This is a genomic window from Cohnella hashimotonis (assembly GCF_030014955.1).
Taxonomy (GTDB): domain Bacteria; phylum Bacillota; class Bacilli; order Paenibacillales; family Paenibacillaceae; genus Cohnella; species Cohnella hashimotonis.
Genome location: NZ_JAGRPV010000001.1, coordinates 3094643 through 3112943, shown reverse-complemented (window position 1 = coordinate 3112943; position 18301 = coordinate 3094643). Strand labels below are relative to the sequence as shown.

The 18301-nt window shown below is 55.3% G+C and carries 11 protein-coding genes; 3 read left to right on the top strand and 8 right to left on the bottom strand.

Annotated features, from left to right (window positions below):
- Positions 1-42 precede the first annotated feature (42 nt).
- From KB449_RS12505 to KB449_RS12490, 4 genes are all read right to left on the bottom strand, one after another.
- Positions 43-7962 carry a right-handed parallel beta-helix repeat-containing protein gene (locus KB449_RS12505; protein WP_282908694.1) on the bottom strand — a complete coding sequence of 2640 codons (7920 nt, stop codon included), beginning with the start codon at positions 7960-7962 and terminating at the stop codon, positions 43-45.
- 307 nt (positions 7963-8269) lie between these two features.
- Entirely contained in the window at positions 8270-9331 is a 1062-nt protein-coding gene (locus KB449_RS12500) for a metallophosphoesterase family protein (RefSeq protein ID WP_282908693.1), read from the bottom strand.
- Positions 9332-9368: 37 nt separating this feature from the next.
- Positions 9369-10217, bottom strand: coding sequence for a GRP family sugar transporter (locus KB449_RS12495; RefSeq protein ID WP_282908692.1), 849 nt, complete (start codon positions 10215-10217; stop codon positions 9369-9371).
- A 195-nt stretch (positions 10218-10412) separates the two neighbouring features.
- Entirely contained in the window at positions 10413-11180 is a 768-nt protein-coding gene (locus tag KB449_RS12490; RefSeq protein ID WP_282908691.1) for a DeoR/GlpR family DNA-binding transcription regulator, read from the bottom strand.
- 188 nt (positions 11181-11368) lie between these two features.
- On the opposite strand from KB449_RS12490, the gene KB449_RS12485 reads away from it, so the two are divergent.
- Positions 11369-11956, top strand: a complete 588-nt coding sequence (locus KB449_RS12485; protein ID WP_282908690.1) for a histidine phosphatase family protein — start codon at positions 11369-11371, stop codon at positions 11954-11956.
- A gap of 271 nt (positions 11957-12227) precedes the next feature.
- Positions 12228-13589, top strand: coding sequence for an MATE family efflux transporter (locus tag KB449_RS12480; protein WP_282908689.1), 1362 nt, complete (start codon positions 12228-12230; stop codon positions 13587-13589).
- A 77-nt stretch (positions 13590-13666) separates the two neighbouring features.
- Here the strand turns inward: KB449_RS12480 and KB449_RS12475 are convergent, their stop codons facing one another.
- Positions 13667-14110: a cell wall hydrolase gene (locus KB449_RS12475; RefSeq protein WP_282908688.1), complete on the bottom strand. Its 444-nt coding sequence runs from the start codon at positions 14108-14110 to the stop codon at positions 13667-13669.
- A gap of 138 nt (positions 14111-14248) precedes the next feature.
- Here KB449_RS12475 and KB449_RS12470 point away from each other — a divergent pair, with 138 nt between their 5' ends.
- A complete protein-coding gene (locus tag KB449_RS12470; protein WP_282908687.1) occupies positions 14249-15352 on the top strand; it encodes a GerAB/ArcD/ProY family transporter in 1104 nt (367 codons plus the stop codon).
- Here the strand turns inward: KB449_RS12470 and KB449_RS12465 are convergent.
- The 3 genes from KB449_RS12465 to KB449_RS12455 are packed head-to-tail and all read right to left on the bottom strand — an operon-like array spanning position 15341 to position 18296.
- Positions 15341-15568: a hypothetical protein gene (locus KB449_RS12465; RefSeq protein ID WP_282908686.1), complete on the bottom strand. Its 228-nt coding sequence runs from the start codon at positions 15566-15568 to the stop codon at positions 15341-15343. The genes KB449_RS12470 and KB449_RS12465 overlap by 12 nt on opposite strands.
- Complete coding sequence (locus KB449_RS12460) at positions 15565-16734, bottom strand: Ger(x)C family spore germination protein (RefSeq protein ID WP_282908685.1); 1170 nt, start codon at positions 16732-16734, stop codon at positions 15565-15567. The genes KB449_RS12465 and KB449_RS12460 overlap by 4 nt, the downstream gene beginning before the upstream one ends.
- A complete protein-coding gene (locus KB449_RS12455) occupies positions 16731-18296 on the bottom strand; it encodes a spore germination protein (RefSeq protein WP_434082553.1) in 1566 nt (521 codons plus the stop codon). Before KB449_RS12455 ends, KB449_RS12460 begins: the two co-directional genes overlap by 4 nt.
- Between the last annotated feature and the right edge of the window lie 5 nt (positions 18297-18301).

The following is an 18301-nucleotide window of genomic DNA, read 5'->3' as shown; positions in this document are numbered from 1 at the left end:
AAAGCCGAGAGCCCCTTGTCGCGCGGGACTCTCGGCCTGGCCTTACTGTTGCGTCCTAGACGATAAATCCATGTATCTCTTGTTGTAGATGTTGTAAAGCAGCACCGCAGCTTCTGCGCGGGAGGTGTCGGCCAGCGGGTTCAGCTTGCCTCCCGAACCCTTGACGAGCTGTTCGGACGCCAGTGTCGAAAGGCTGTCTAGCGCGTAGGAAGCAACATCCGACTTGTCCGCAAACGTGCCTAACGCATCGCCCGTTCCGCTTGCCATGGGGTAGCCGGCAGCCAGCAATGCCCGGTGCGCGAGTACCATCATATCCTGTCTGCTGATATTGGACTTGGGGTTAAAGCTGCCGGCGGCGCCCTTCGCGATGCCGAGGCTTTTGGCGATCGCGATCTCCCGGGCGTAATAATCTCCCGATTGGACATCGTCGAAGTTTTGGACCGCATCGGCGTTCAGGCCCAGAGCCCGAACCAGGAGAGTCACGAAGTCCCCTCTGCGGATGGTCGCCGAAGGCGCGAACGCTTCAGCCGATACGCCGTTTACGATTCCTTTGGATGCAAGAACCTCCACGGCATGTTTGGCCCAGTCGGTTCGAGCCATATCTTTAAAGCTTTTATAGCCGTCCGTTATCCGATATGTGCCCGGCGCATCCGCTTCAAAGACGACCGCGCCAGCCGCAGCATCGTAGAAGGCGCTCGGAACCGCGATCGCGCTGCCTTGGCTGCCGGAACGCCATACCGCGATCGTCTCCGGCCGCTTGCGCTGTTCGGCGGTCGGCGCATACGGCAGTTCGACCTTAACCTTGTCGGCACGGGTGTTCCCCATCGACAGCGAGACGGGCTTGCCGTCTTGCGTCAGGGTAAGCGTCACCTCGTCCGTCACGAGGCCGGACGGCGATAACGACGAACCGATGACAAGCGTCAAGCGGCCGGCACCGGCGGCATTCAGGACTTTGCCGGGAATCGTTACCGTACCCGAAGACGTGTTCACGACAAGCTGCACGGAACCCTTCGCGAAGGAGACCGGGTTGGGCAGCTCGACGGAATAAGCGCTTGCGCCTTGCGTCCGGGGCAGCTTGATTTGAATCGACGTTCCGCCGTCCGCGCCCGTCGATGCCGAATTCAGCGCCGCCTCCATCTCCTGATCGTTCATTCGCGCAGAGGCAATGCCCGTCTTGGCATCCAGCGACGGATTGGCGATCGTGCCGATGATGGGCGCCGAACCGTCGTTGCCGCTAGAATTGCCGTTATTGCCGTTATTGCCGTTATTGTCGCTTCCGCCGTTCGGATTCTCGTACGCGCCCAGATCCGGCAAGCCTGCCCGGTCGCGTCCCACGATGTCCTTAACGGGCGCGAATTCCGTCACGCCTTCGTCAATCGCATCGCTGTCGTCCTTCAGGTCCAACATATGATCGAAAATTCGTTGGGCCGCCTCGTAATCGTCCGCGGCGCCGGCGGTCGAACCTTTGAAGCTTGCTTCTCCTGCGAACATAATGCTGTAGCGATTGTTCGTCTCCGCCGCGTTCTCGGCCGATATGAATTCGGCGATGGGCATAACGTCTGAGCGGAATTGCGCGTTCGGAGAGAACGTTTTGTAATCGTACATATTATTGCGGAACGTATTGTTCACGACCATGTCTGTCGTCGATTGGTCCGGGTTCGTTCGAACGACATTGTACTGGTATCCGACGATGACCGGCTTCACCAGGCCGTCGACCGAATCGTACGGCTCCGTACGGTCGTTGTAAAAAATATTGTTCTGGAACAGATTGTCCCGCACGTTCCAATCTAGATACAGATCGTTGGACCAGCTATTGTAGAACGTATTGTTCGTAACCGTGAACCCCTGAATCCCGACGAGAATGAGGCCGTACTTGGATCCGGCGAACACGCTATTCTTGATAACGACATCCTCGGCTTGAATATCGTAGTTGTCCCCCGCATAGAACTGCATGCCTCCGCCTGGCGAATCTGACACCATCATGCCGTCGAACACAAGCGCCGAGCTGTGGCCGATATAGGCGCCGTGATCGGCCTGGCTCTTGCGGGTCTGGCCGATATCCCAAATACGGATATTTTGGAACAACGAATTCGTCGTATAGTTGACCAGCAGCCCCTGCACCCCGGACGTAATATCCTGCGGCGTATCGATATCCCAAATGTTCAGATTGCGAAGCGTCAGGTGGTCGCTGTTCATCGTCCAGATGCCTGCGCCGCGGTATCCGGTCACATACAGTCCTTCGATCGTCAAGTAAGAACTGTCCGCGATCTGCGTCATCGTTTCGGCCGAGGCTTCTTCATCGCGATCCTGGTAGTTCGCCTTGCTGGTGAAGACCGGTCCCGGCAGCGAAGCGTTCGGCAGGTCCAACGGATCGTTCGGATCCGTGCTGGCCCTGATCACGATCGGCGCATCGGCGACCCCGTGCTTGTCTACGATGTCGTATCGTCCATTGTAGATGCCTTTATGGATGATGATCGTGTCTCCGGAATCCGCCGCGTTGATCGCTTGGGCGAACGTACGGAACGGATGCTCGGCCGAGCCGTCTCCGGTCAGCGAGCCGACGTTGTCGCCGGCGAGGTGGATTGTCTTCATGCTGTAAGGCGAGTAGTAGGCGCCGATGTCCTGGCCGAGCGCGCTATAAGGCGTCCCTTCCAGATCCGCGGCGGGAGCTGTCTGTCCGTTGATCGACCGCGCGCCGTTTCTTGACGCGACGCTGCCCTTCCCCGGCTTGTAATTGCCGTTTGCCGCATCTTTGAACGCCGGATTTCCGATTTTGCCATGCTGCTCCGCACCGCTGCCCGCGAATGCCGCCAGCGTGAGCTCGTTGCCGTCCATACGGACGATCTTCTCGTCCTCCGCTGCGTCGTACAGGTTGTAATCTGAAAAGAGCTGCGCGGTATTGGATAAGGAGACCAATGCGCCTTGGCCTTTTTCGCTTCTGGCGAAAATGTTGTTGGCGAGCTGGAGCCGATTCGCGCCTGAAGCGGAAAGGCTGTAACCGTTATTGTTGTAAAAGGTATTGTTGTATAGGAACAGTTCGGCAGCGTTTGTGCCGACCGCTCCTTCGCCCGAATTGGCGATTACGCTCGTATCTACCGTCAACGAGACACCGTCGTTCGCATCGATCGCGCGCACGCTCGCCCCGTCGATGATCGATTGCGTTACCGAGGCTGTCATTGCGGCGCCGCCGCCTTCGAGTACGATTCCTTTTTCGACTTGCTGGACGCGTACGCTGCCGACGCTCAGTTCAGGGCTTCCCTTCGCATCGATTGCGTACTTCGCGCCGGCGATCGTAAGTCGGTTCAGCGTCGTTTTCGGAGAATCGATCAAAGTGACGGCGGCAAGGCCGCTGCCGGGATGCACTGTGAAGCCGTCCAGCGTCACGCCGGTTGCGCCGTTTAGCGAGATTGTGCCGTTAAGCATGACGTTTCCTTCCGCTTGGATCGCATAATCGCCGGCATTTTGCCCCGTCCTGTCGGCAAGGACGATATTCTCGTCATAGGTGCCGGCTTTGACGAGCACCTTCTCGCCGTTCCGGAGGACGCTGAGCGCTGCGGCGATCGTCGCGAACGGCGCCGATTGCGTGCCCGCATTATTATCGCTGCCCGCGACACGATCGACGTAATACGTCACCTGTACCGCCGCCGCCGCATAGGCTCCGATGTCCACGGGCGATTTTCTCGCGATGCCGTTGATGTCCTTCGAAGGCGTATTCGCATCCATGATGCCCGCGCCGACGGCCGGACTTCCCTTATAAATGCGAAAGTCCTTTGCCTTGGCGTTGATGAATTCGGCCGGAGCCTTGACGGCATGCGCTTCCGAGATGGCGCTCAGATCGGCTTCCCCGATCGTGTCCGCATTGTACAGATTGTAATCGAACGCATTGTTCGCGAAGCTGTCCGGCAGCGTCGAGAAAATGTTGTTCTTGAACGTGTTCCCCGTCGAGTCTTGGCTGATGACGACATCATCGTCGTTTTCGTAAAGGGTATTGTTGTAAATTCGATTGTGCAACGAGCCGGAGGTCAGCCGAAGGGCCGACTGTCTATTCGAAATAACGTTATTCGCCACGTCACCGTTGGCCGTGCCGACGAGCGTTATCGCAGCCGAAGCTGCCGGAGCGAAGACATTGTTCGTCACCGCCGTCTCGTCTGCCTGATTCAAGGTCACAGTCCCCTTAATCTGGTTGCCGTCGAGACCGACCTTTTGACCGCTCGCGGCGACGTCCCCGGCCAGCGTAAGTCCGCGCAGCGTGATGGCCTTGTCCGCCGAGCCGACAATGTCGACCGCTCCGTTCAGAATGACATCGCCATTATAAGGTTCGACGGTCACGTCTCCTTCTCCGGTCGATTCGCTCATATCGAGCTGCTCGACGCCTTCATACGTTCCCGCCATCACCTGAATGCTTTTGGCGCCCGCGCGCAGCGCGGCTTCGATCGAAGGATAAGGGTGCAGCGGAGAGCCGTCGGCTTCGCCCGTATTTTTTCCTACGAAAGCAAAGGTTTGGTCGAAAGCGAAGGCGCCCGCTTCATTTTGCGTCCGCGGTTTGCCGTTAATATCGGTCGCCGGCGCCTCGACGCCGGGAACGATCGTCGAGACGGCCGCTCCGATCGCGGGGTTCGTGCCGAAGATGATCCGGGCATCGCTCGCCGTATCGACGAATTTGACCTCGCCCGACCTTCCCCCCGTCTCAAGCGGCCTTCCCTGGTTCGCCCATGCGGTGCCGCTCTGCAATTCGGGCAGCGTCAGATTCGGACCTTCGCCGCCATAATTGAAAGTGACGCGCGAAGTGCCGGCAATTGAATAGACGTTATGGTCGAACGCGACGTTTTGCGACGCGTCGATGATCGCTTTTCCGCCTTCCAGCTGCGTGCGGATCGGCTTCGTGAATATATTGTTTTTGAATACGAGATCCTTCGAGATGTTGATGGGATTCGCGATCGCGTCGTACGTACCCTGTACCGGGTAAATATCGAACCGGCCGCTTCCGCCGACGGAATCGTACGTATCGGCGAACGTATTGTTGTAAAAGAGCAGGTTGGCGCTTTTTCCCCATAAATTCAGGCTGCGGGATGCACCGTAAATGACGTTGTTGAATATTTTTCCGTAGCTGCCGGCCTTGACTCTAACCTCTTGAAAATAAAAGCCCCAGCTGTCGTTCGAATAAACCGTATTGTTCGAAAATTCGAAATCGCCATAGCCGACGTTGGCCAGGTCTCTCGTCGCGATGGCCGTTCCGCAATTTTCAAAGCGATTGCCTTTTACGACGATGCCGGAGCTCTGCTTGCCGCCCGCCGAATGGTTGTCGATACGCAGCGCTGCACCGCGCGAGCCGTTCTGAGAGGCATTCGGGGCGAACGTCAAGCCTTCGATGCGAATATGCTGGCTATGGCCGAGATAGATGATGTAGTCCGCATGATCGGACGTTAACACGGCTTTTTCGTTTTGATAGCTTTTGAAGGTGATCGGCTTGTCCGCCGTACCGGATATCGACTGCAGAACGATGATGCCGTTATAGGCGCCTTCCCGGAAATAGACCGTATCCCCTGCCTTCAATTTGGCGATCAAGCCTGTCGACACGGTTTTCTTCGGACTGTCGATCGTCCCCAGATTGGCATCGCTGCCGTTCGGGGAAATGAAATATTCGTTCATAATAAAAGCTTCGGTGCCGAAATTCCAGGACACGTCGGCCGGGAGATAATTGCCGTTCGCGCTCATCAGATCCTTCTTAATCTTGACGGTATACGTCGAATCGTAATTCAGCGGGGCGCTAGGCGTAAACGTGATCTTGGTGCCGGTACCCTCGTCCGTCGCGCCGAAGCTGCCGGGCACGGCCATCGCAATGCCGTCTACGACCGTCGATATTTCAATGTTGCTCGCGATATTTCCGTTGTCGTCATTCGTCTTCTCGGACAACACGATATCGATCTTGGATTGGACGCTGTTCCCGGTTCCTTGAGGTGTTTGGGCGATCACATAAAAAGCCGAGGTATCGCCCGCGTATTCATAGGCCCCGATATCTGTCGCTCCGAACCGAACGTTGCCGTCCCGGTCCTGCGGCGGCGCATTCGCGCTCGTCCCTCTGTTGATGGCAGCGCTTCCCATTTGCAGATGGAAGTCCGTATCGCTGACGAACAAGGGATCGCCGTACACGCTGTTCGCTTCATTCGCGGGCTTGCCGCCCGTCAAACCGGCGCCGGTGCTGTCGTACAAATTGTAGTCGACCGAATTGCCGGTTTCCGCTTCGAAAAAGGAAGCGGGCGCCTGAACGGCAACGGGCCCTTCCGCCCTGAAAATATTGTTCGCGATCGTGCTGCCGGTATTCGTTCCCTTCAGAATGACGTTGGCGCCGTCGCCGTAATGAGAGATGAAGACGTTGTTCATGATTCGGGTATCCGTGAAGCTGCCGCCTTCGTTCAAAATATTTTTATAGTTATCGAAGACATTATTGTAGATTTGATTGTTCGAGGAGTCCTTGAGCAGGATGCCCTTCTGATCGATCTGCTTAAAGGTGTTGCCGTGGAAACGGGAGCCGCTGGTTTGGCCCGTTATTTCAATCCCGTGTACCGCCGTCGTAAACGTCGAGTTCGAAATATCGCCGTTAACGAGGCCGTCCGCCAGCAGCGCGGAATTGCTGGAGCTCGCCAGCGACAAGCCGTCGATGCTGACATTGGCGATATCGGTCAGGGCGACGGCCGGACCGGAGCCGCCATTGATTTGGACCGTGCCTTCGCCCAGCTTGCGGATCGCGATCGGCTTTGAATCCGAAGCGCCCGTGCCCGCGATCGTGAGATTGCCGGCATACGTTCCCGGTTTGATGAGAAGCGTCGCGCCCGGTACGATCGCCGCATTCGCATCCGCCAGCCGGTTAAAGGCGGCGGCCTCGCTTCGTCCGTCTCCGCCCGAAGCGGCGTTGCCGTCCAAGTAATAGACTTGTCCGTAGGTGTAAGCGCCTATGTCCGGAGTGCCGTAACGGACGCTGCCGTCGCGGTCGTTTGGCGGCAAGCCCGTCCCGGTTCCCGCGTCGATGCCGGGACTTCCGTCCTTCAGATGATAATCGGAGGACGATACGAACATCTCTTCAGCCGTGGCCATGACATCGGAATCGGAAGTTTTATAGCTTTCGCCTGTCACGCTGTTCCATCCGACCGTATTGCCGTCGCCTTGCGACAAGGATGGATTCCCTAAGAAAATGTTGTTCGTGATTATGCTGTTCTCGTAGGTTCCGCCGTAAAAATGCTCTCCGGTACCCGCGAACACATTGTTGCTGACGATATTGTTCGCCGACGTGCCGGATTCGAAATGAAAGGTCCACCACTGCGTAAAAATGTTGTTCGTGACGGTCGTATGATGGAGTCCGTAGCCGTAGAAAGCATTATCCGAGCCTTCGACGTAATTGGAATCAAGCACAAGCGCTTCGTTGTTCGTATTCAGGTAAAACACCGCGTAGGCCGGGCCGTCGGCGACCAGGCGGTTGTTCTGCAGCGTCACATGCTTCGCGTTGCTGATGCCTGCCGTGTAGCTGTCCCCGGTCGACGGCGTACCGCCGAACGTCAGGTTCAGATTGCTGATCCGGACATATTCGCTGTTCGTGACGCTTAGCGCGAAGTTTTTCCAAAATGGCGCGTTCACGTAGGCGCTCGCCGTTATGTTGGCGCCTTCCTCTCCGCGGATCGTAATCGGAGCTTGCGCCGTGCCCGTCAACCCGTCCAGCACGAGCGCCTCCGAATAGGAACCGGCTCGGATAACCAGGGTATCCCCGGGCTGCAGCTGCGCGACGCCTTTGGCGAACGATTGAAACGGCGCCTCCGCGCTTCCCGCATTCGCATCGTCCCCATCGTTGGCGACGTAGTACGTCGCTCCTTCGCCCGTTCCGCCCGCGAGCGCCGGCTTCTGCGGCAGCAGCGTACAGACAAGCAGGATGGCCAGCAGAGCCGCGATCGCTCTGTTGAACTTCGGCTTCATCTTTGTTCCTCCCAACATATTTTGTAGGATAGGTTTGGTACCTATTCTAGTAATCTAATCCAGAAAAACAACCTTGTCAATCGGGTTCGCGAAGCTTGAAATGGAGGATGGGTAGCGGCATTTGGCGAGTTTTTACAATGTCAAGCCGCCCGTCACTTCTTTTGCGGGGCTTCCCTGGCTCCGACTCCGAATAGGCGCAAGGATGATCACAAAAATTCGTTTCGCTTAGGTTTATTTCAAATCCGAAAAAACCGGAGTAGCGCAAAAAGCCCGCCCTTGACGGCAGGCTCATGAAATACAAACCGAATCAGAATGAGATCGAACGATGCTCGCCGGCGCCGAATCGGTAGGTATCGACGCGGGATTGCCCGAAGTTCACCGTCACGATATCAAAGGCCGATTCGCTTAAAGTCCCGACCTTCCGTTCGGGCGCTTCCGGGAAATCCTGATTCGTGCATGCGTTCAGCGTCGAGATCATCGGGATTCCATCCCGATACACGGTTTGGTCGAAGTGAACGTGACCGAACAAGCAGCCGATAACCATGCGTTTTCCTTGTTGCCCAAAGTCGGCCGCCACCCGTCGCACGCTTTCCCCTTCCCCGACTTCCGCGTCATACGAGCCTCCGTCACGGAATGCACACACAATCCCCCATAGCGCTTCGCCGTTTCTCACCGGGAAATCCGCCCCGAATACCTCATCCTGAAAAATCGCCACATGGGAAACGATCAGCACCCGCCAGTCCGGCTTGTCTCGCAAATGCAATGCTTCGTTCGCAAGCCAGTTCAGCTGCTCCGGAGAGAACACATATTCCCACTGTCCGAAATGCTCGATTGTGCCGCTATCCGGATCCGCGTATGGAATATCGATCGTATCGAGTACGATCACTCTTGTTTTTTTAGCTTCGACGTCCACGAAATAATAAAGACCGTCGGGCCGCGTCGAATCCCACCGCGCCGCATCGAGAACGCCGTCTTGAATCAAGCGTTTCGTCTCCGAAGGATAAATGACATGCCGGCCGCGGACTTCCTCCCGGTCATGGCCATATATCGAATTGTCGTCATGGTTGCCTTTGACACTCAGAACCGGCACGCCCGGCGTTCGAAGCGCATGGCAAATCTCCGTTTGCGAAGCCAACGTCTGATCCTTCGTCTCATTCACGGCGCTGTCCCCTCCGTTCACGACCAGATCCAACGGGAGGCGCGACGTCAATTCGCGTATGGCCCGAGCGGCTCTAAGCTGGTTGCCGCCGCAGGAATGATGCAAGTCCGTGACGAAAATCAAGTTCAGCGTCTCGTTCGTTTGCTTGTCCGTTAAAGCTTCAACAGCCTGGTCTACCTCATGGTCATATTGTTCATCGATGTCTACCACGCTCTCATCTCCTTGTTACCGAATCGATGCATAATAGCTAGCGACCTCCTATTCCGAGCAGCAAAATGCCCGCAAAAATGACGCAGGCGGATACGATGCGCGCGGCTTCCTTGCGCTCCTTCAGCCAATAGATGCCCGCAAACGCGCCGAACACCGTTCCAATCTCTCGAAGAGGCGCGATATAAGCCAGCGTCGAGGCATTCATGGCCAACAAAAACAAAAAGTAAGAGCCCGGAGACAGCACCGAGCCGATCGCCAACTCACGCAGGCGATGCTTGTCCTTGAAGCACCGTCGAATCTCCTTCGTTCGGGCAAACGGAATAAGACCGAGCAAAAATCCGATATTGGATACCTCCAGCAGACTGAGCGGCGTATAGTGCTGCAGGTTTAGCTTGTCGATCAATATGTATGACATCGTGCACAGACTCACCGCTACCATATACAGTACGGCGCTCAAAGGAACGGCTCGCCGATTCCGCCGGGCGGCGATGCCGCTGGACAGGAAAAATCCGGACGCAATGCACAGCAGACCGATCCACCCCCACGCCGTCAGGGTCTCGTGCAAGAAGAGCGTTCCGATGAACGGAAGCAAAAAAGCGCTCAGTCCCCGCATCATCGGATAAACCTGGGACAGGTCGCCTTGCTCCAGCGATTTGGACAAGAAATAACCGTATCCGGCTTGCGCCGCCACGGAAAGCGTCAACAATAAGCTGCTTTGGCCGGATATTCCTTTACTGACCAGTTCGGCCGCCAGAACAGGCAATAAGAGCAGCGTACTTGGAAAAAGAATCAGAAGCAGAAACACTTGTTTATGATCGCTGCGCTTGGCGAGCAAGTTCCACATCGCATGCGCCGCTCCCGAAGCCAATACGAACCATATCGACAATCCATCACTCCTTTTCACACATTTTCACACATAATCACTATATTTCACACATCAAATTGAATACTATCACCCGATGCTGCCAGTGTCAATCTTATACATCCCGCGCCATTTATTCGCTATCCAGGGAGCGGGAAGGTCGTCCGAGACGTAAAAAAAAACCGCTGCGATTTGAAAGCAGCGGTTTTCCTACTAAGTTCAGGAATAGACGATTTCGATTCCTTCTTCCTTATATAATCGAACGATTTCCGGTGATACCTTGGAATCCGTGACGATTTTGTCGATATCGCTAAGCGCGCAAACCGGGTAGAGAGAGACGACTTCGAATTTGCTGCTGTCCGCAAGCGCGATGACTTTTTTGGAGCGTTGCAACATCTTCGCCTTTAGCTGAATTTCCCCGATACCGTAGTCCGTCATGCCTTCCGACAGAGAGATGCCGCTTGTGCTCATAAAAAACGTATCCGCATGGAACTGGCCGACAAACGCTTCCGCAAAATCCCCTACGACGCTCTGCTCCGAATTGCGCACGACCCCCCCTACGAAAATGATGGTGAACGACGGCTTATTCATCAACAGATTGGCAATGGGAAATGAATTCGTCATGATCGTCAGCCGTTCGAATCTCTCGCACAACACCTTGGCAAACTCCGAATTGGTCGTGCTGACATCAAGAATGAGGGATTGGCCTTCCGTAACGAAGCGCGAAGCAGTCGTCGCCAATTCTCGCTTTTCCTGCTTCATCTCCTGTTCCCGAACCGTGAAGGGCATCTCGTTTCGATATTCGTTGTCCGGCAGCGTGGCTCCGCCGTGCACTCTTATCAAATAGCTGTCTTTTTCCAAGCGCTCCAGATCTCTTCTTATCGTCTCGAAGGAAACGCCGAATGCCTTCATCAAATCGTTCGCTTTGACGAATTGCTGACGATGCAGCATTTGGATGATTTTATTATGCCTTTCGCGAGCCAGCATGCCGAGCCTCCTACGCATTCTCGTTTATCTGCTGTCAGTTTAACATATCTCGATCGCAGGACGGAAGTTGGCGAAAGCATGCCTTCGATGTCGCGATAGATTGCTAAAAAATGACCTTTCAGCGTCACGTCGCATACCGTATAGATGTCTCTACACCTTAGGCGGTAAATTTTAAGGGGTGCTAAACTTTGACAGAACGATATGGCGTTCAGTACACAAGATCCTTCCAACGGGCATTGTTGGATTCACTTCGGGAAGGAGGCTTCATTTTCTATTCCAGACATGGGGAAGCAACCGAAGGCTCGGACCAAGCAAACTTAAGCTTTCAAGATTGTACGACGCAGCGCAATCTCTCTGCCTTGGGAAGAATGCAGGCTATGTGGTACGGAGATATCTTTAAAAGACAACGGATTCCGGTTGCGTTTCCGATTGTGGCCAGCCCGTTTTGCAGAGCCATCGAAACCGCTGCGCTGGCTTTCAGAACAGAAAATATTCAAGTCGATCCGTTAGGCTATGACATCTATAGACTGAGCGGCCATTTGAATCAGATGGAACAAGCAAGCATATTATACAACCTGAGCAAGGCCTTGGAAGAGCAGCCGCCTAAGGGGGGCAACAAAGTTATTATTTCCCACAGCTTCCCTGCAGGAGTGGGACTCGGTCCAATCTCTGACATGGGAACGGTTGTTGTGCGGCCTCATGGGCGCGGAAAGGGATTTGAAGTGGTCGCAAGGTTATCCCTGGAGGAATTAAACCGTCTCGGAAACGAAGGATAAACAGTAAAGGAGCAGGTATAGCCCTGCTCCCTGCTCCTTGCTTCTAGCTTGCAATGAGGCGGCGCGATCGTGAATGAACTGCCTTGCTGTGATCGCTCTTCCAAGCTGTTTACATAATGTATTCTATGTATCCCTGAATTCACCACCGTTCACAATCGACTTAAAATTCCCGCTATGAATATCTGTGAACACCCGTTTATAATAGGGCTTATGTTGCGTGGACACGACAAGCGTCTAACGCAACCCACCATGGGCAGGAGGCATAATTGAAGTGCAGCTGGCAAAACGAATCTTGCAACTCGCTTTACCATCCATCGCTACGTTCTCATCGATGACTTTTACGGGCTTGCTCGTTTTGATGATTGTAGGGAAGCTTGGCGCGGCCGCAATCGCGGTCGTCGGTGTAACGAACATTTTGATATACAATATGTGGGCGTTGTGCGCCGGCATTCAAAATGCGATCAATTATCTGGTGGCTCAAAACTATGGCTCCGGCGAAATGCGTCTCGCCAACCAGCGGATGCAAATCGCGTTAGTGTTGACCGGCGTTCTCGCGTTCATTTTGCTGGCGGGCAGTCTGCTCGCGCCCGAGCTCATACTAAGGGCGATGGGTCTGAACGACGAGATCGTCGCGCTTGGCGCCGATTATGTGATGATCCGAATGATCGCGCTCGTCCTCGGCATCTTTAGCGGTGCTTTCTTCGCCTACCTGCGCGCCATCGGCGATACGAAGACGCCAATGACGATCGCGCTCATCAACAGCGGGCTGGTGGTCGTGCTGACCTATGTGCTGGCTTACGGAAAATACGGGTTTCCGGACATGGGGCTTCAAGGCGCCGCGTGGAGTATACTGCTTGCGGAAGTCGTTCAGCTCGGCATGTGCCTGTGGGTGTATTACGGCTATTTAAATGCCACGATGCTGACCCGTACTCGCGAACGCTTCGACCGCAAGCAGGTCAAGCTGATGGTGTTCGAGAGCGCGAAGCTAAGCATGATGGAAATGTCCAACAGCTTGGGGATGCTGGTGTTTACGATGTGCATTTCCCGCCTCGGGACGGTCGCCATCGCGGCGAACGAAATTGCGTTGAACATCCTCTCGTTCGGCTTTATGCCATCTAACGGCTTTGGGGCAGCGGCAACGATCGGCACCGGTCAAGAGATCGGAAAAGGACGGCATGCTGAGGCCAAGCGCTTCGGGCTGATGACCGTCGTCCTCGGCGTCCTGCTCATGATACTCATCTCCATCCTGATGTTCATCTTCGCCCTTCCGATTGCGAAGCTGTATACGCCGGAAAAGGCTGTGTACATGGCCGTCATTCCGCTCATTCATCTGGCGGCGTTCATCCAGCTGTTCAATACGTCCGGCATTATTTTCGGCGGCGGTCTGCGCGGCATTGGGGATACGACGTATCTGTCCCGCGTGGCTTTCGTTCTGAACTGGATTATTTTCATCCCGCTTACGCTCCTGCTGACGGTCGTGCTGGATTACGGCCAGGTCGGCGCCTGGATTGCGCTCTGCAGCAACATGGTGCTGGCTGCGCTGGCCAATGGCTTGCGGTACGTGAAGCTGGATTGGAGCAAGGCGCGCGTCAAATCGGGAAAAGCGCCTGCGACTTCCATGATATCGCATTGACGGAAGATGACTGGCAAGGATTGCGCGGAAGAGGACGGTGCCGAGAGGCGCCGTCCTTTTTTGTGAGAACCTGTTTGTTAAAACGTGTTGAAAATATTTTCACATTCCTCTACGGTCGGTTGATAAAAACAATGCTTCTTCCAACGTCCTACAAGCGGCTGATCATACCAGGTGTCCGGACAAGGTCCGGGATTTTCGAACGAACCCGGTCGGAAATACCACAGGGAGAATTCGCCAGGCCAATTCCGCTCACCGTTGACGGCCCGCTGTGCAAGACGCCGTTCCCTGTCCCTTGCGCTTTGATAGAACATCCCATGCTGCAGCGCTTCGAACGCATGCGGCTGGTTGATCATCTGCGGGATGGTCCGGATTCCTTTGAAATCCGAGCAATTCGCCCGTACCCGGTTAATGCCGACATTTCCGACAAGAAGCATCCCCATTTCGCCTTCTGTCTCCGCCTCTGCGCGAAGCAATCTGGCCAACATATCGATATCCTGTTGTCTCGCTTTTACGACTGCCATTGGCTCACCTCTTTAGATGTCTAGGTCATCATATTGAAGGCGGAGCGGATGTGTTACACCAGCCTAAGCGTATAATCGCGTGACGCAGGGCGAATACTTGGAACATCTTTTCCAGGAAATGGAGCGTCAATAGCCGACATGCAAGCCACGGAGAAAATCAGCAGCACACAGCTAGGCTTTTTGATTTTTACATTTATCATCTCCACGAACTTGTTGACGGTCCCTTCTTTTACCGTCATGTTTGCCATGCAGGACGCCTGGATCTCGGAGCTGATCGCGTCCGCGACCGGTTTCCTAAGCATTGCAGTCATGTGCGAGCTGTCGAGGCGGTATCCCGGATTGACCGTCGAACAATACAGCACTCGAATTCTAGGGAAATGGCTGGGGAAAATAGTTTCGGCCAACTACGCCTATTATTGGTTTATTTCAATCTCGACTATTACGATGCAGCATACGGGATTTGTCGGCACGCTGCTGCTCCCGGAGACCCCCTTTACCGTGATCAGCCTGACCTTGCTCGTCTTGAGCGGCGCAGCGGCTTTATTGGGCATCGAAGTCATCGCCAGGTCCAACGAGTTTTTGACGCTGCTGCTGCTCGTCATGTTTATCCCGCTCCTGATTCTGACGATCTCGGAAGCGAATGCGCATCTACTCAAGCCCGTGATGGAAAACGGCCCCCTTCCGGTGCTGCAGGGCGCCATTAATCCGGCTGGCGGCTTTATGAACCAGGTGTTTATTTTGGGATGGCTCCTCCCTTATTATCAGTCGTCCGGCAACGCGCGGAAGCCTTCGATCATTGCCTTGTCCGGCGTCACCTTGATGTCCGTCAGCTTGATCATGCTTACGATTATGATCCTCGGCCCGTTGACCGGTAAATTGACTTACTCGTTCCTGAGCGTCGTGCAATATATCGGGATCGAAGGCTCCTTCGAGCGTCTTGAGGCAATCGCGGTTGCCACTTGGGTTATCGGTTGTTTTGTAAAAATAGCGGTATCCGTGTTCATATTCAGCGTGTGCGTCGGTAGGCTTTTCGGAATCCGCGATTATCGGGACCTCGTATTACCGCTTGCGCTGCTGTCCCTCGTCGGATCCGTCTGGATTTTTCCGAACGCCGCCGCGCTGCTCAATTATCTCGTTTTTACGTTTCCGGTGCTGGCTTTTGCGAATCAAACCGTTATCCCGCTGGTGCTTCTGGCTGTCGACGCTGCAAGAAGAAAAACGACTTCTTCCTTACTGCAATAGAAACTGCCCGATCGGCTCCAGGAGCCGCTGAACCGGGAGAATAAAGCTCGGCAGCTTGACGTCTAACAGCAACAAGGACCCGGTGACGAGGGCAAGGAGCATCGTACCTCCGTATACGGCTGCTTCCTTGTTTTTTTGTGCGGCGAGCAACGATCGCATGCGCGCGATCGTCCATATCGCGCCCAAGATCGCGTACATTGCGGTGTAAACGGTCATTCCCGAATCTCCTTCTGGTTCCATTGTAGAGGAGGACCGGCCATGCCGGCACCACCGACATTCAGCTTCACGACAACCTTAATGTTGGCCTTTGTAAACGATTGTTCCCAATGATTTTGCATCGCTTTCCATTGTTTCGGCTTGTTTTGATGAAGAAACAGGCCGAATCCCACAGGGTCCGCGCCGTACTGTTTTTGGAGCCTGATCAGAACGTCCAGCACTTGCTTCTCCGCTTTTGTTTCCAGTGCGCGCTCCACCCGTGCGATGTTTTTCGGACGCGAGATATCCAGCTTCGAATTATTTTCAAACAACATGGCTTTTCCTTCCAGCAGGAGTTCAAATCGAATTCGCTCCCCTTTTGTGTCGGCTGTAATTTTCCGTTCGGCATGCGTCACGAGAATCCCCACGTTGCCTAGACCATCGGGCAGCTCCGCGTTGATTCTACCGTTTTTCATATGGTTTTGAGCCCAATGCAGGCCGTCCGTTTCCGATCCGTCCAGCAATCCGACCATTTTCGTTTCCTTGAAAACGCCAGACCCCGCCAGCTTGAACAAGCCTGTTCTGCCCGAATCTTTTCTTTCCGGTTCAACCTCGATGGCGCCGACGACGGGATCGATTCCATCGCTTGACGACGACATGAAGAAATCGCGCAGATTGGTCGAAATCTCGCTTTGCTGGCCTTCCATTTCTTTGACCGCTTCCATCGGCACCTGGTCAAAAGGATATTTCGACTGCAGCACCTCCCGCGCTTCGCCTCCCTTCACTACCATAATGTAGGTTCGCAAACGCTGTCTCGGATCGTGGACAAATACGTCGAGCACGCCATTCATGCCTTGCCTTCCCAGCGATTCGCCGACGAAGATCACGCTGCGGTGAGCGGTGAACAGCTTGCGGGAGCTTTTTTTCTGCAGCTTTTCAAAAGCTTCGTTCGCGTTTTTTCCGGTGGCCGACAGGACAAAAAACTTCTGCTGCGGTCCGCCGCCCGTGCCTCCGCCCGACGTGGCCGAGGGTATCGCGATCTGCAGCGACAGCAAATACTGTCCGTTATCGGTCAGATCGAAGGCCGATCCGGTGATAAAAGCCAGATCGTTGATCTCGGTTCGGTCCCAGCAGCCGCTCAGCAGCCACGCGGACAGCAGCAGGCAAGCTTGCGGCAAGCGCTTCATGGTCGCCTCCCGCGATGCGGCCCTGGCTGCTGCCCCCCCGGCTCGCGAACCCGGTTCGACGTGCCCGTCGCCTGCGGGCGATGCCGCTTCGCCCAGATCGGCGCACGGATGAGAATATCCTTCAAGCTCGCTAGCTGAATAGGGGCGAGCGGCGTCAAGTAAGGAACGCCGAACGAGCGCAAGGCGCCTAGATGCAGCACGATACTTAAGAATCCAAGCACGATCCCGTACAGCCCGAGCGTGCCGGCCAGAACCAGGATCGGAAAGCGCAGCAGCCGGACGCCGCTCGCAAAGCTGTAGCGCGGGATCGTAAACGTGGCGATGCCCGTGATCGATACGATGATAACGACCGGCGCGGATATGATGCCCGCTTGTACGGCCGCCTGACCGATAACCAACGCGCCAACGATGCTGATCGCTTGCCCGATCTGTTTGGGCAGTCGAATGCCCGCTTCCCGCAGCGCTTCGAATACGATCTCCATCAGCAGCGCTTCGAAAAAAGCCGGAAACGGCACGGCTTCTCTGGCGGAGGCGATGCTCAGCACCAGATTGGTGGGGATCATTTCCTGATGAAAGGTCGTAACCGCTACATATAACGAAGGCGCAAAGATAGCGATAAATATGAACAGGAAGCGGATCCAGCGAACGAAGGTGGCGATCGGCCAACGAACATAATAATCCTCGCTCGCTTGCAGACCGGTCCAGAATGTCATGGGTACAAGGAGCGCGAACGGCGTATTGTCCACCAGCAGCGCGACTTTTCCTTCCAGAAGCTCCGCAGCAACGACGTCGGGGCGCTCCGTGCTGTGCGTTTGCGGGAAGGGGGAGTACGGGAGGTCTTCGATGAATTCTTCGATATATCCGGAATCCAGCACACCGTCGATTCGAATGCGTACCACCCTGGCTCGCACCTCTGCAAGCAGCGCTTCCGTCGCGATCCCCGCGATATAAGCCAGTACGACTTGCGTCCGGGACAGCTCTCCGATCGTGCCCGATTCCATTTTGAGACGGGGCGTCTTCAGCCTCCTGCGCAGCAATCCGATGTTGGTGGAAATGTTCTCGTTGAAGCCGTCTCTCGGCCCGCTGATGACGGGCTCGGAGGAAGGCTCTTCCACGCTTCTCTGCTTCGTGCCGTCAGCCTTCACGACCAATGCGTCGCTGTCCGCATCCTGAAGCACGGCCGCTTGACCGTTCAAGATCTGCCGCACGAGTTCGTTTACATCTGACGATATGCTCGCTGAACCTGCGCTAATCATCCGCTCCTTCAACGCTTCCGCTTCCGGGCGGTTCGTGCCGGCTGAATGGATGCCCGCCTTGGACATCAATGGCTTTAAGATATGATCGTCGATCGTCTGTTCATTCACAAGACTGGATATGTAGACGATGAGCAGCCGTTCTTGTCCGTCCATGCGGACGCTGCGAAAGACGATATCGGCGCAGTCCTTGAAAATGCGCCGGAACGTCGCTTCGTTCCGGTCCAATTGCGCGGTCAGCGCCTCGCTTTCCTCGCCTCCCGCAGCGTTTGCCTCCAACACGGCGGGAGACTTCGGTTTCCGTCGCATCCATT